The organism is Mesorhizobium sp. P3_A9 (assembly GCF_056402975.1).
Genome location: NZ_JBFUGJ010000006.1, coordinates 1 through 13,084 on the forward strand (window position 1 = coordinate 1; position 13,084 = coordinate 13,084).

A 13,084-nucleotide genomic window follows, 5' to 3' on the forward strand; every position below is an offset into this window, starting at 1 on the left:
GTTCGGCCCGTCAGTTCATGCTTGGCTTTACGCCGGCGTGACGGCTGCGCGCGTGGCGCGCCAGCGCGCGAACATGTCCTCGCGAACCCGCCTCGAGCCAGCGAGCCGCTTCTTTGCCTCCGCCAGCACGGCAGGCGAAGCCTGTGCGGGCGTGCCCGATTGGAACGGAGGAGCCGGGGCATATTCGAGCGAGAGCTGCACCGTTTCGGCCTCGGCCTGACCGAGAAGCCTGGCGACCAAAGCGAGACCGAAATCGATCCCCGAGGTGACGCCGCCGGCGGTTATCAGGTTTCCGTCCTCGACAATTCGCTCGTCGACTGGAATGGCGCCGAACTCGGCGAGGAAATCATGCGCGTACCAATGCGTCGTCGCCCGCTTGCCTTTGAGCAGGCCGGCGGCACCAAGCACCAGGGCGCCGCTGCATACCGAGGTGACATGGCGTGCCTGCGCAGCACGCTCCCGCACGAAATCGAGGACGGCCTGGTCCTCCAGCAGCGGATTGACGCCGCCGCCACCTGGAATGCACAGCACATCGAGAGGCCGACAATCGTCGAAGGTCGCCGTTGGGTTGAGCGACAGCCGCGTCGACGACATCACCGGATTGCGATCCTTCCAGATCAATTCGACCTCGGCGCCCTTTGCCGATGCCAGGACTTCATAAGGGCCGGTGAGGTCGAGCTGCTGGACATTGGGGAAGACGAGGATGCCGAAACGAAGGCTCATGGAACTCTCCATAGGTTGACTCCGGTCAACCTAAGGCATCATGCTTTGGCACGATCGCCAATCATCCCTCGTTTCAAGCCAAATCGCCATGCGCCGTATCGAAATTCTTGCCTATCCCGACATCCAGCTCCTCGATGTCAGCGGGCCGCTGCAGGTTTTCGCCAGCGCCAACGACTTCAGGACGCAGGCCGGCGAACCAGTTCCCTACGAGGTCGCGGTCGTCGCCGCCTCGCCGCAGATCAGGACATCGGCCGGTCTCGTGCTGGAGGCAGCGGCGCTGCCGGTGCACGGGCTGGAGATCGACACGCTGATCGTGCCTGGCGGATGGGGCGTCAACGCAGCCTGCGAGGATCCCCAACTCGTCCAATGGATCATCGGCCGCTCGCACGACGCCACGCGAACAGCTTCCGTGTGCAGTGGCGCCATGCTTCTGGCGACGGCAGGACTGCTCGACGGCCGGCGTGCGGTTACCCACTGGGGACGCTGCGCCGAGTTCGCGCGGCGCTTTCCAGCGGTCCGCCTCGAACCCGATCCGATCTTCATCCGTGACGGCAATGTCTGGACGTCGGCAGGCGTCACGGCGGGCATAGATCTCGCCCTTTCCTTCGTCGAGGCCGACCTTGGCCGGCGCGTGGCGCTTGCGGTGGCACGCGAGTTGGTGGTCTTCCTGAAACGACCCGGTGGCCAGGCGCAGTTCAGCCAGACGCTCAAGCTGCAGCAAGGCGACGAACGCTTCGACCGGCTGCATGGCTGGATTCAGGACAATCTGGACGGCGACCTTTCGCTGCCGGACCTGGCCGAGCGCGCCAATATGAGCCCGCGCAGTTTCTCCAGGCACTATCGGGAGGCAACGGGCCGCACACCTGCACGCGCGATCGAGGAGATCCGGATCGAGGCGGCGCGACGGATGCTGGAACAGGGCCAGGCCGTCAACCGGACGGCCCGCCGCTGCGGCTTCGGGTCGGAAGAAACGATGCGGCGCGGCTTTCTACGCGTCCTCGGCACAAACCCGCGCGATTATCGCGAACGCTTCTGACCCAAAGGCCTGCGGCACCATTCCTAGAGCAATTCCAAGAAAAGTGTAAAACGGTTTTCCGTCCGGAATTGCGTCAAAACAAGGGGTTAGAGCGGTTCGCCGTTTCCGTGAAACGGTGAACTGCTCTACTCTAAGGCGTGTCGCTAACGTGCGGCGGACGGTCCGAACCAGGTGGTCAGCTCCTCAGCCAGCCCCTCTCGGGTTCCAATCCCAACCCAGGCCACATAGCCATCCGGCCGGATCAAGACGGCGTCGGGCGCGGCGACCGTCCCGAGCACCGGAAGCTCCCAGGCACCGGCATATGACGCGTCGATCCGCCGAACCCGATCCGCCCAGGGCGCAATGTCCAGCCTGCCTGGTTCACCGAGGTTGAGAAGCACCGGCCGGGCATCGAGCAGCAAGCTGAAGACCCGCACCGGACCGCCGGCGGTGACCAGGTCGAGGTCGGGCAATCGCCGCCCAAGCAGCGGATGTCCCACGCCGAGATCGTAGTGGATATCCAGGCCGGACATCTCCGCGGCGATCCGTTTGCGCGGCTCTTCCATGCCGAGCAGTTCGGCAAAGATGTCGTTCAATGCCTTGGTGCTGGCATCCGTACGACGAAGCGCAACCTGCGCCATCGTGTTGCGCAAGACGCGCGCGGCGACCGGATGGCGTTCGGCATGGTAGCTGTCGAGCAGGCTTTCCGGTGAGATCCGCTTGACCACCTGGGCCAATTTCCATCCAAGATTGACCGCGTCCTGCACACCGATGTTGAGCCCCTGCCCGCCCATCGGCGGATGGATATGCGCGGCGTCGCCGGCCAACAGGACGCGTCTGTCGCGGTAGGCGGAGGCCTGGCGTGTCGTATCTGTGAACCGGGAGAGCCAAGTCGGGCTGTGGACCCCGAAATCGGTACCGTAGACCGCGACGAGCGCCTCGCTGAGATCGCCCAGCGTCGGTTCGCCGCTGATCGTCAGTTGCCGCTCGGTCAGCACGACACCCACCCGGCCGCCTTCCTCGACCTTGCCTATCGCGTGAATTCCGTAGGCGTCGCTGCGAAAGCCCAATGCCGGTTCCCCAGACATTTCGACCTCGGCGATCATCCAGCTCATCGTCGGATCCTGTCCGGCGAACTCAATGCCCGCCGCCTTGCGGATCGTGCTGCGTCCTCCGTCGCAGCCGACGAGGTATTGCGCCCTCAACCGCTGGCCATCGGACAGCTCCACATCGACGCCGTCATCGTCCTGCGCGAAGTCAGTGACGTCCTGTCCGCGGTAGATCGGCACCTCCAATTCGCTGATCCAGTCGGCCAATATCCGCTCGATATGGTTTTGCCGCAGCGCCAGCAGATAGTTATGCCGCGTGGGAAAATCGCCGATGTCCAACCGGATCATGTGGAAGCCAACGGTCGGGAAGCGCTGCCCCTGAGAGAGGAACCGGTCGGCAATTCCGCGTTGATCAAGCACCTCGATGGTGCGTGCGTGCAGGCCACCCGCACGCAAGCCGATCAGCTGTTGGTTCGGGCGGCGCTCGACGATGGCGACATCGATGCCGGCCAAAGCGAGTTCGCCGGCCAGCATCAACCCGGTCGGACCAGCCCCGACGATGACCACAGCATGATCCCGATGCAATCCGTCTGCTGGCGACACAACACCCATTCTCATCTCCCGTTTCCGCTGGCTGGGGCCGCGGTTTTACGGGAACAGGTGGGTCTTGCCGCAAGCCCCTTGTGCGCCATATGTACAAAGTGGAGAGAGGTCCTCTCCTTGCCCTGGATGAACGACAGCCCAAAACGGCAGTTCGCAGTCGCGCCGCCGCAGCTGAAGCCGCCACTGCCCAGCAAACGTTATTCAGATTCTTCCGCGCAAGAAAAAAGCCCCTTTCGGGGCTTTTACGCAGGCTTGAAACAAAGGGGGCCGGTCGGCGTTTGGCAGCGGTACGAGGAGGCCACTATGTGCCAGCGCCGGCCGGCCGACCCCACGGACCCAGGAGATGCGGCGGACCTGAGCATCATGGGGTATTTCTAGGGATCGAGCCGGCTATCTATCCTCGTGCCGGCTTCGTCTTGCACTGCACATTTGCGCAAGAGCTTATGAAAATCAACAGTTTCTTAACCAAGGCTCGCGAATCGCTTGGATTAAGGTAAATGGCTAACCTTGTTGGATTGACCGGACAATCAGGCGCGGAGGACTACGCCGCCTTGGCAACCACGCGGTTGCGGCCGCCGCTCTTGGCTTCGTAAAGCGCGAGATCGGCGCGCTTCATCAGCGCCGCCACCGTATCCACGCCCTTCAGCACCGACGACACGCCAACGCTGACGGTGACCTCGATCGTCTTGCCATCGGTACCGATGGCGAACGGCATCTGGGCGATTTCGGCGCGGATGCGTTCGGCCACTTTTTCAGCCACTGCGCCATCGGTGTCCGGCATCACCACCACGAACTCCTCGCCGCCGAACCGGCAGGCAAGATCGATACCCCGGACATTCTTGCGCAGCCGCCGGGCAAATTCCCGCAGCACCTCGTCGCCGCCATCATGGCCGTGCGCGTCGTTGATCGACTTGAAGCGGTCGAGATCGGTGATCATTACCGACAGCGGCCGCCGCCGCGCCACGGCGCGGTCGAAAAGCGTCTGCAGATGGCTGTCAAGATAGCGGCGATTGTGCAGCCCGGTCAGGCCGTCCGTCACCGCCATCTCGATGGTCTGGGTGACGCTGGCACGCAATTGGTCGTTGTAGCGCTTGCGGCGCACCTGGGTGCGCAGCCGCGCCGTCAGCTCCTGCTGGTCGATCGGCCGCATCAGATAGTCGTTGATGCCGAGTTCGAGGCCGCGGATGATGCGCTCCTCCTCGCCCTCATCCGCCAAAAGGATGATCGGCACGAAACGGGTGCGGTCGAGCGAGCGCAGCTGCGAGCAGAGCCTGAGCGGATCGAAATCGGCGAAGGCCGTCGAAATCATCACGCATTCATAGGACGTCTCGGCGGCCTGGAAGAACCCGGCATGCGGATCGCTGTTGACGTCAAGATCGGCGCGATCACGCAACATCTTCTGCATGCGCTCGACCGACGATTTGCGCTCGTCGATCAAAAGCACTTTCGGCGTCGTGTCTTCCGACGCGAAATTGCGGCTCAGCAGCTCTTCGATGCCGATGTTGCGCGTCGTCGAGGCACGCAGCCTGAGTTCATCGGTCAGCGACTTCAACCGGACCAGGCTCTTGACGCGCGTCATCAGCTGAAGGTCGTTGACCGGCTTGGTCAGGAAATCGTCGGCGCCGGCCTCGAGCCCTCGCACACGGTCGGACACCTGGTCGAGCGCGGTGATCATCACCACCGGGATGTGCGACGTCGCCGGATCGCTCTTCAGCCTGCGGCAAACCTCGAACCCGTCCATATCGGGCATCATCACGTCGAGCAGCACGACATCGACCTTGCCGTTCTCGCAGGTCTCGATCGCGTCTGGCCCGTTGGTGGCGGTCAGCACCTCGAAATATTCGGCCAGCAGCCGGACCTCCAACAGCCTCACATTGGCAGGGATGTCGTCGACGACGAGGATCCGCGCGGTCATTTCACAAGGCTCCGGCTCGGCTGGAATGGCACATCAGGCATCGCCCAGATAGGATTTGATGGTTTCGATGAAACGCGGCACCGAGATCGGCTTTGAAATATAAGCCTCGCAGCCGCCCTGGCGGATGCGTTCCTCGTCGCCCTTCATGGCGAAGGCGGTCACCGCGATGACCGGAATGACGTGCAGATCGTCATCTTCCTTCAGCCATTTGGTCACTTCCAGCCCCGACACTTCGGGCAGCTGGATGTCCATCAAGATGAGATCGGGCCGGTGCTGACGCGCCAGATCGAGCGCTTCCAGACCATTACGGGTGCGCACCGTTTCGTAGCCGCTCGCTTCTATGAGGTCCCGAAAGAGCTTCATATTGAGCTCATTGTCCTCGACGATCATGACCTTCTTAGGCATCGACATCCCGTCCCGGCCGTCCTTCCGATCGAAGGTGGCCGTCATGCGCCCCTGGTTGAACGCACCAAACCCTGCTTCACTATACGGCAATATGATTGACGAAACGGAAACCCTCGGGCTGCAAGGCAGCACAAATTCCACCTCGCCTTCCTGCGCGTCCAAACGGCGCGCCGCGCTGTAAAGGCTTGCCGCAAGCAATTCTTGCCATTACTGCGGAAGAGACTCATTCCACATACCGAAGGTAGTGATGGCAAACGCGGCGTCAATGCGCGAAGAGGCGGAAACCCTTGCCGTCAAGGCGCTGGGCTTCGTCGCCTCCGATCCGGAGCTGTTGCCGCGCTTTCTGGCGATCACCGGAATAGAGGCGCATTCGATCCGCAGGGCCGCCGGCGAGTCTGGCTTTTTGGCCGGCGTGCTGCAGTTCATTCTCGCCCACGAGCCGACCCTGATGCGCTTTGCCGAGGAGACCGGCACGCCGCCGGCCGCCGTCGGCAAGGCGTTGCGCGCCCTGCCGCTCGGCGACGACAACCATGAGCATTCCATATGAGCGATGATCCAGAGACCGCGCGCCAGATCGAGGAACTGGCCGACGACGACCGGCCGTTGCTTGTGCTCGACGTCGACGACGTCGTGCTCGAATTCATCCGCCCCTTCCCGCATTTCCTCAAGTCGCGCGGCTATGGCCTGACGCTGGCGTCCTTCCGGCTGACCGGCAACATTGCCGAAACGGCCAGCGGTCGCCTGATCGAACAGCCCGAAGTCACGACGCTCCTGGGCGATTTCTTCGACGCGCAAGCCGATTGGCAGAGCATCACCGACGGCGCCGCGGAAGCCTTGGCAGGGCTCGGTGACCGCGCGGAAATCATATTGCTGACGGCCATGCCGCACAGGCATCGTGCCGTGCGCCGCGCCCATCTCGATGCCTTGGGTCTGAACTATCCGCTGCTGACCACCGAAATGGCCAAGGGACCGGCCGTGGCAAGGCTGCGCGGCAAGGCTGGCCGGCCGGTGGTGTTCGTCGACGATCAGCCGCACAATCTGGCGTCGGTGCGAGAATCGGTCACCGACGCCAATCTTTTCCATCTGATGGCCGACAATTCGCTACGCGCGTTCCTGCCGGCGGTCCCGGACGATGTGATCGTCGTCCAGGACTGGCATGAAGCCGCGCCGAAGATCGTGGGCGCGCTGGGGCTCTAGAGCAATTCCAGGAAAAGTGTGAAACGGTTTTCCCGGGAAAAAAGCGCGTAGCGCTTTTCCCTTGGGAATTGCGTCAAACAGGAGTCTAGAGCCGAACTCTCAAGGACTCAGTTTCGCACCGGCTCCGCCATTATCGCTGCCGCCGCTATTGGCGCCACCACCATTGTCGCCACCACTGCTGTCGTCGGCGCCGTCACTGTCGTCGACGCTGTCGTCCACCGCCGGATCGGCGGGCTTCAGCATGACGCCGTTGACGGTGACCGAGCCGTCGGCCTTTGTGCTGACAGCCCATTCCAGACGGCCGTCCGGCAGCGTCTTGGCAAAACCCTTGGCCATGAGAGCGACGGGAACGTACTGCCCCAGCTCCGGCTCAGCCTTCGCCGCTTCCTGCAGATGCTCCATGATCTTGTCGAAGCCGGCGACATCGACCGTAAGATTGGCGTCGGGCTTCTCACCGAAGCTTGTCATCTCGCCTTCCAGCGCGATTTCCATATCCTTGTTCTTCACGGTGCTGTGGCCGATGACGACCTTCGGCGCCTTGGCCAGGAAGTCGGCTTTGAGCTGGTCGCCGAACTCGGGCGACAGCGGCGGATCCTGATTGAGATCAAAGGCTTCGATCGCCTTCTTCGCCATGCTGTCGAGATCGATATTGGCGCCGCCGAAGTTGAGATCGATATCGGTGGGCAGCAGCGCCACGCTCCAGCTCGGCAAAAGCTGCTGCGGCACGGTCAGCCCCGATGCCTTGATGCCATAGGTGATCTTGCCGCTCTGGGAAACGCCGTCGCTGCCGAACGCGGTGCTGAGCTGGGTCGCCCCAAACGTGCCGATCGGGCTGTCGACCGCGAAATCCTTGAAGCCATAGGTGCCGTCGATGCGCTCCCACACCGGAAGCGCGGCGAGCAGAAGCGACTTCAGCTGCGCCTGGTTTGCCTTCAGCGTCTTCTCGTCCTCATTGGCCACGGCAAATGCCAGGAGGTCGAGCAGCGGCCTGGTCTGCACGCCCTTGCCGCTGGCTTCCACCGACAATTCCGGCGACTTCACCGTGACCGGAAAATTCAGCCCGCTCTCGGGATCATTGAATTTGATCGCTTCGACGAAATTCGAAACTTTCTGCGACGTCGTGAAATCAACGCCGCCATTGGCGGCCTTGGTGGCGGCGATGGTCGCGGTGGCCGCGCCGGCACTGGCATCCACCTGCTCCTTGCCATCCTTCGAAGTGATCGTCATGCCAGCCATCGAGCTGGCGCCGCTGATGAAGGCCGCCAGCTTGGAATCGTAGACGCCGGAACCCTTGCCGTCCTTGATCGAAAACTGCGTGCTTTGCAGCCCCTCGGGCCCGTTGAACTCGAAGGACGCGCTCTGCGAAAAGTCTATCGAGACATCCCAGGTGCCGTCGCTGCGCGGCTTGACCATCAAGGCGTAAGGGGCAAAGTCGAATTTCCCCAGCTTCTGGTCTGGAAAGCTCGCCGCCAACGCCTTGAAATCGAACACGATCTTGTAAGCGGCGCCTTCGACCGAGACCTTCAGAATGCCCTTGTCGAGCGCCTGCTTGCCGACATAGCGCGACAGGTCATCGGACAATTGCTTCGCCCCCTGGCTGTCGACGGTCTGGCCGAAAGCGGGCGCGCAGAACAGCAGCGCGGTAAAGGCAGTTGGCAACATACGGTTCACAGCAATTCTCCGTTGGATCGAAAAGGCAAAAAACGTTTCGTACTTCTGGTAGGGAAATACCATCACAACTGCAAGATGATGACAGTCAAGCTGCCGGTTTGAGCACCAGCCGCATCAGCGGCCGGCCGGCCTTGCGCTCGACGAGCCGCTCGAAACCGGCCTTCTCGAACACCCCCGACGAGCCGACGAACAGGCCGATCGAACGTGAGTCCCGGGACAGGTCGATCGGACAGGCCTCGACAAGCCGTGCCCCGTTGCTGCGGGCGAAATCGACGCCGCCCTCGACGAGGCGATGGGTGATGCCCTGGCCGCGCGCTTTGGCGCGGATGAAAAAGCAGGAGATCGCCCATACGGCCGGATCGGAAGCGTCGCCGGGATCGATCGGCGCCGAACCCCTGCCCTTGTTGTTCCATTCGGGCACGTCGGCGCGTGGTCCGATCTGCATCCAGCCAACCGCCTTACCGTCCTCGAAGGCCAGCAGACCGGGCGGCGGGCCGGCTTCGATGCGCGCCTTGATGTGGTCCTTGTTGCGTTCGCGGCTGCTCTCGCGCCGCGCCACCGGCGCCAACCGGAAATGCGTGCACCAGCAGCCATAGCAAGCGCCCTGCTTGCCGAAAAGGTCCTCGAAATCGGGCCAAAGCTCAGGCGCCAGCGGCACTATGGTCGTGCTCATACGGTTCTCCCCAGGCCAAGCTTGTCGCTGACCCTGCACTGTCGTACCATTGCCTCTGTTCTCTTTATGTTCGCAGCGATGGCGGCCCCTGTCAACAATCCCGATCACGGTTTTTGCCGTGACTGCCTGACGTTTCAGCGCAGTGAAACGCGCCGCTGTGAGCGCTGCGGCAGCCCTCGCCTTGCCCGCCATCCAGAGCTTTACCGGCTGCATCTGGCCCACATCGACTGCGACGCCTTCTACGCCGCGATCGAAAAGCGCGACAATCCGGCGCTCAAGGACAAGCCGCTGATCATCGGCGGCGGCAAGCGCGGGGTTGTCTCCACCGCATGCTACATCGCCCGCATCCGGGGCGTGCGCTCGGCCATGCCGATGTTCAAGGCACTCGAGGCCTGCCCCGAGGCGGTCGTGATCCCACCCAACATGGACAAATACGTACGTGTCGGCCGCGAGGTGCGCGCCATGATGCAAGCGCTGACGCCGCTGGTCGAGCCGCTGTCGATCGACGAGGCGTTTCTCGACCTCGCCGGCACCGAGCGGCTGCACGGCCTGCCACCGGCGGTGGTGCTGGCGCGCTTTGCGCTGGCCGTCGAGAAGGAGGTCGGCATCACCGTTTCCGCCGGCCTCTCCTATTGCAAATTCCTCGCCAAGATCGCTTCGGACTTCCGCAAGCCGCGCGGTTTTTCCGTCATCGGCGAGGCCGAGGCGGTCGGCTTCCTGGCGGTGCAGCCGGTGACCATGATCTGGGGCGTCGGCAAGGCTTTCAACGCCACGCTTGAGCGCGACGGCATCCGCACCATCGGCCAGCTTCAGAAGATGGAGCGTGGCGACCTGATGCGCCGCTACGGCACGATGGGCGACCGGCTCTACCGGCTTTCGCGCGGTGAGGACGTCCGCCGCGTCGACCCTGACCAGGACGCCAAAAGCGTATCGGCCGAAACCACATTCGACACTGATATCGCATCGCTGGATGAACTGGTCGCGGTGCTGAGGGGCCTTTCGGAAAAGGTCTCGGCGCGGCTGAAAAAGTCGGGCATTGCCGGACGCACGGTGGTGCTGAAGCTGAAGACCCAGGATTTCAAGCTGCGCACGCGCAACCGCCAGCTCGGCGACCCGACCCGGCTCGCGGACCGCATCTTTCAGACCGGAGTCGAGCTGCTTCGCAAGGAAACGGACGGAACGAAATTTCGATTGCTCGGCATCGGCGTCAGCGACCTGTCCGATGACAACAAGGCGGATCCGCCGGATCTGGTCGACGTGCAGTCGCGCAAGCGCGCCATGGCCGAAGGCGCCATCGATGCGCTGCGCGACAAGTTCGGCCGCAAGGCGGTGGAAACCGGCTATACATTCGGCAGGGGCCGCGATGCCCACCCGCCGGAACCGCTGGAAGACTGAACCTTCCGGGACGCTAGACTCTCGTCAAATCGATCCGGCTCGTCACCACGCTCTTGCCGGTTTTCGGATCGGTGTCGATGACCGTCAGCCGGATGCCATTCTCGCCTCGCTTCTCGACCGTCATCCGGGCCTTGCGATCGCCGTTGACCTCCTGCGCCCAGCGGATGCCAAGATTGATCGCGTTGCCTGAACGGCTGCCGTTTAGCTGTGCCGGTCCGGTGCGGGACCCGACATAGATGCCGCTGTATTTCGCGCCCGTGACCTTGAGATTGGCGCTGATGGCGCGCGACACCACCACGAGACCGCGACAATTGCCATCCAGCGAGAGCGAGGTTGCGGTCGCATTTGACTTGAAGCTGCAGGAGACACTGACGTTCGGCACGTCCGTGGTCACCTGGACAGTGCCCTTGCCGGCGAAATTACCCTTGAACGACTGGAGAAACTTGGTCTCGTCGGCATGAGCAGCACCGGCGGCGATCACCAGGCAGCCAGCGAGCGCGACTTGCGCGAATGGTCTCATGAGACTCTCCTTGTCGATATTGAAAGGCAGGTTTGCAAAGCACGCACAAAATATCGCGACTCAACGCCCCCGGGCCGTCTCAGGTTCCGCCAACAGCATGACGGTTTCACCGCAACTGGCCCAGAAGAATGCATCAGCTAGCGATTGCGGCAAAAGCCGCGGCCTGCGAGATAGCTGCCATGGCACCCACCCCCTCGATCCCCAAGGCCGCGTTCTGGATGGCGCTGTCGATTACCTCGTTCCTGGGGATGTCGATCGCCGGCCGCGCCACGACGGCCGAACTCAACGTCTTCCAGGTTCTGGAACTGCGCTCGGTGATCGGCTTCTTCATCCTCTTGCCGCTGGTGCTGACGAGCGGCGGCTTTGCGGCGATGCGCACGCAGCGTCCCCTCGCCCATATCGCCCGCAACGTCGTCCACTACACCGGCCAGGCGGCGTGGCTCTACGCCTTGACGTTGATCCCGCTGGCGGTGCTGATCTCGATCGAATTCACCACGCCGATCTGGACGGCGATCCTGGCGGTGACGTTTCTCGGCGAAAGGCTGAGCCGGCCGAAACTGGCGTCAGTCGTGCTCGGCCTGATCGGCGTGGTGGTCATCGTTCGTCCCGGCGTCGGCGCCGTCGATCCGGGACACCTCGTCGTGCTGGGCGCCGCCGTCTGCTTTGGCATCTCGTTGGTGCTGGTAAAGTCGTTGACGCGCACGGATAGCGTCGTGCGCATCATCTTCTGGATGCTGGTCATCCAGTCGGCCGTCGGCCTCATCCCGGCGCTCTATGAATGGCGCACTCCATCGCTCGAGCTCTGGCCATGGATCCTGCTCATCGCCTTCACCGGCATGTCGTCGCATTTCTGCATGGCCCGCGCCCTCACCTATGCCGACGCGACCGTCATCTCACCGATGGATTTCCTGCGCGTACCCTTGTCCGCTCTGGTCGGCTGGCTGCTTTACCAGGAACAGATCGACGCCTTCACCGCCGGTGGCGCGCTGCTCATCCTGATGGGCAACCTGCTCAATCTGCAGCGCAAGCCGGTGCAAGCGGCTGAAGTGGCGGCGTCTTAGCCGTCAGATCCCATCGTCGGGTATGTTGATAACATGCCCGCAGGCCTTGCAGTGCACCGCATCCGGCTCATGCCTCTGCAGCCCGCATTGCGGACAGGGAAAGAATACCTTGGCCGGCCGGAAGATCGCCTGCGCCAGCCTGACGAACAGCGATATGCCGATGATCATGGTGACGATCGCCGTCAGCTTGCCGGCCATGCCTGGCAGCACGATGTCGCCGAAGCCGGTCGTCGTTACCGTCGCGACGGTGAAATAAAGCGCGTCGATGTAGTTTTCGAGCCCTGCACCGGTCCGGAAGAAGAAGGTGTAGACGAAGCCGGTGATGACGAAGAGAAACGTCAACAGGTTGATGACCGCGTGGCTCGCCTCGCGCCAGGGCCGCAGGCCACGCATTTCAAAATGCCGCCAGATCGAACCGCTGCGCGACAGCGACCACAGCCGCAGGATGCGCAGAAAACCGAGATTGGCGAGCGCCGTCGGCATCAGCAGCGTCAGCAGGATGAAGACATCCACCCAGGAGGTCGGCTGCTTCATCAGGCGCAGCATATCGTTGGACGCCAGCAGCCTGGCGATCAGATCGGCGCCGACAAGGGCCGCCACCGCATAGTCCAGCCACAGGAACGAGGCCGATTGCTGGATGACGGGCGTCGCGATGAAAAAGGCGATGATGGCCAAATCGATGACGATTGCCACCAGTTGAAACTGGAAGGCGGCCGGCGTGCGCCCATGATAGAGCTTTCGCAGCCTATGGCGCAGCCGCGCCAGCGCGGAACGATCCTGTGATGCGCGCTTGTCCGCGGCCTTCATGCCGATCGCGATGACATGGGCGGCAGATGCAGAAGCGTGCCAGGGGCCGC

The 13,084-nt window shown here is 63.0% G+C and carries 13 protein-coding genes; 5 read left to right on the forward strand and 8 right to left on the reverse strand.

From position 1 onward, the window contains the following. Positions 1-27 precede the first annotated feature (27 nt). Positions 28-723: a DJ-1/PfpI family protein gene (locus tag AC1DX0_RS02205; protein ID WP_477220307.1), complete on the reverse strand. Its 696-nt coding sequence runs from the start codon at positions 721-723 to the stop codon at positions 28-30. Between the two features lie 88 nt (positions 724-811). Between AC1DX0_RS02205 and AC1DX0_RS02210 the strand changes: the two genes are divergently transcribed. Next, positions 812-1,759, forward strand: a complete 948-nt coding sequence (locus tag AC1DX0_RS02210) for a GlxA family transcriptional regulator (RefSeq protein WP_477220306.1) — start codon at positions 812-814, stop codon at positions 1,757-1,759. 143 nt (positions 1,760-1,902) lie between these two features. Here the strand turns inward: AC1DX0_RS02210 and AC1DX0_RS02215 are convergent, their stop codons facing one another. The 3 genes from AC1DX0_RS02215 to AC1DX0_RS02225 form a co-directional block, all read right to left on the reverse strand. Beyond that, a complete protein-coding gene (locus AC1DX0_RS02215; protein ID WP_477220305.1) occupies positions 1,903-3,399 on the reverse strand; it encodes an FAD-dependent monooxygenase in 1,497 nt (498 codons plus the stop codon). Positions 3,400-3,931: 532 nt separating this feature from the next. Next, positions 3,932-5,305, reverse strand: a complete 1,374-nt coding sequence (locus AC1DX0_RS02220; RefSeq protein WP_477220304.1) for a PleD family two-component system response regulator — start codon at positions 5,303-5,305, stop codon at positions 3,932-3,934. A 33-nt stretch (positions 5,306-5,338) separates the two neighbouring features. Further along, positions 5,339-5,710 carry a response regulator gene (locus AC1DX0_RS02225; RefSeq protein ID WP_006334976.1) on the reverse strand — a complete coding sequence of 124 codons (372 nt, stop codon included), beginning with the start codon at positions 5,708-5,710 and terminating at the stop codon, positions 5,339-5,341. A 247-nt stretch (positions 5,711-5,957) separates the two neighbouring features. On the opposite strand from AC1DX0_RS02225, the gene AC1DX0_RS02230 reads away from it, so the two are divergent. Together AC1DX0_RS02230 and AC1DX0_RS02235 are read left to right on the forward strand one after the other, a co-directional pair. Continuing rightward, positions 5,958-6,257, forward strand: coding sequence for a DUF3572 domain-containing protein (locus tag AC1DX0_RS02230; protein ID WP_477220303.1), 300 nt, complete (start codon positions 5,958-5,960; stop codon positions 6,255-6,257). Beyond that, the gene (locus tag AC1DX0_RS02235) at positions 6,254-6,907 is read left to right on the forward strand and encodes a hypothetical protein (protein ID WP_477220302.1); all 654 of its coding nucleotides are present in this window, start codon (positions 6,254-6,256) and stop codon (positions 6,905-6,907) included. The genes AC1DX0_RS02230 and AC1DX0_RS02235 overlap by 4 nt, the downstream gene beginning before the upstream one ends. 99 nt (positions 6,908-7,006) lie before the next feature. Here the strand turns inward: AC1DX0_RS02235 and AC1DX0_RS02240 are convergent, their stop codons facing one another. Next, positions 7,007-8,569 (reverse strand): hypothetical protein, encoded by a 1,563-nt coding sequence (locus tag AC1DX0_RS02240; RefSeq protein ID WP_477220691.1) that lies wholly within the window; start codon positions 8,567-8,569, stop codon positions 7,007-7,009. A 94-nt stretch (positions 8,570-8,663) separates the two neighbouring features. Continuing rightward, positions 8,664-9,251, reverse strand: coding sequence for a GNAT family N-acetyltransferase (locus tag AC1DX0_RS02245; RefSeq protein WP_477220301.1), 588 nt, complete (start codon positions 9,249-9,251; stop codon positions 8,664-8,666). A gap of 66 nt (positions 9,252-9,317) precedes the next feature. On the opposite strand from AC1DX0_RS02245, the gene AC1DX0_RS02250 reads away from it, so the two are divergent. Further along, positions 9,318-10,646, forward strand: a complete 1,329-nt coding sequence (locus tag AC1DX0_RS02250) for a DNA polymerase IV (RefSeq protein WP_477220300.1) — start codon at positions 9,318-9,320, stop codon at positions 10,644-10,646. A 13-nt stretch (positions 10,647-10,659) separates the two neighbouring features. Here the strand turns inward: AC1DX0_RS02250 and AC1DX0_RS02255 are convergent, their stop codons facing one another. Further along, positions 10,660-11,166, reverse strand: coding sequence for a hypothetical protein (locus tag AC1DX0_RS02255; protein ID WP_477220299.1), 507 nt, complete (start codon positions 11,164-11,166; stop codon positions 10,660-10,662). Between the two features lie 179 nt (positions 11,167-11,345). Here AC1DX0_RS02255 and AC1DX0_RS02260 point away from each other — a divergent pair, with 179 nt between their 5' ends. Continuing rightward, on the forward strand, positions 11,346-12,227 hold the full coding sequence (locus AC1DX0_RS02260) for a DMT family transporter (RefSeq protein ID WP_477220298.1): 882 nt from the start codon (positions 11,346-11,348) through the stop codon (positions 12,225-12,227). Between the two features lie 3 nt (positions 12,228-12,230). Here AC1DX0_RS02260 and AC1DX0_RS02265 read toward each other — a convergent pair whose 3' ends face one another. Continuing rightward, the gene (locus AC1DX0_RS02265; RefSeq protein WP_477220297.1) at positions 12,231-13,034 is read right to left on the reverse strand and encodes an ion channel; all 804 of its coding nucleotides are present in this window, start codon (positions 13,032-13,034) and stop codon (positions 12,231-12,233) included. Positions 13,035-13,084 lie beyond the last annotated feature (50 nt).

Bases quoted from the DNA above. Each gene is read 5' to 3' on its own strand.
- AC1DX0_RS02230 (WP_477220303.1), top strand. From the start codon at position 5,958: ATGGCAAACGCGGCGTCAATGCGCGAAGAGGCGGAAACCCTTGCCGTC.
- AC1DX0_RS02220 (WP_477220304.1), bottom strand. From the start codon at position 5,305: ATGACCGCGCGGATCCTCGTCGTCGACGACATCCCTGCCAATGTGAGG.
- AC1DX0_RS02245 (WP_477220301.1), bottom strand. From the start codon at position 9,251: ATGAGCACGACCATAGTGCCGCTGGCGCCTGAGCTTTGGCCCGATTTC.
- AC1DX0_RS02215 (WP_477220305.1), bottom strand. From the start codon at position 3,399: ATGGGTGTTGTGTCGCCAGCAGACGGATTGCATCGGGATCATGCTGTG.
- AC1DX0_RS02235 (WP_477220302.1), top strand. From the start codon at position 6,254: ATGAGCGATGATCCAGAGACCGCGCGCCAGATCGAGGAACTGGCCGAC.
- AC1DX0_RS02250 (WP_477220300.1), top strand. From the start codon at position 9,318: ATGTTCGCAGCGATGGCGGCCCCTGTCAACAATCCCGATCACGGTTTT.
- AC1DX0_RS02205 (WP_477220307.1), bottom strand. From the start codon at position 723: ATGAGCCTTCGTTTCGGCATCCTCGTCTTCCCCAATGTCCAGCAGCTC.
- AC1DX0_RS02255 (WP_477220299.1), bottom strand. From the start codon at position 11,166: ATGAGACCATTCGCGCAAGTCGCGCTCGCTGGCTGCCTGGTGATCGCC.
- AC1DX0_RS02265 (WP_477220297.1), bottom strand. From the start codon at position 13,034: ATGAAGGCCGCGGACAAGCGCGCATCACAGGATCGTTCCGCGCTGGCG.
- AC1DX0_RS02210 (WP_477220306.1), top strand. From the start codon at position 812: ATGCGCCGTATCGAAATTCTTGCCTATCCCGACATCCAGCTCCTCGAT.
- AC1DX0_RS02240 (WP_477220691.1), bottom strand. From the start codon at position 8,569: ATGTTGCCAACTGCCTTTACCGCGCTGCTGTTCTGCGCGCCCGCTTTC.
- AC1DX0_RS02260 (WP_477220298.1), top strand. From the start codon at position 11,346: ATGGCACCCACCCCCTCGATCCCCAAGGCCGCGTTCTGGATGGCGCTG.
- AC1DX0_RS02225 (WP_006334976.1), bottom strand. From the start codon at position 5,710: ATGCCTAAGAAGGTCATGATCGTCGAGGACAATGAGCTCAATATGAAG.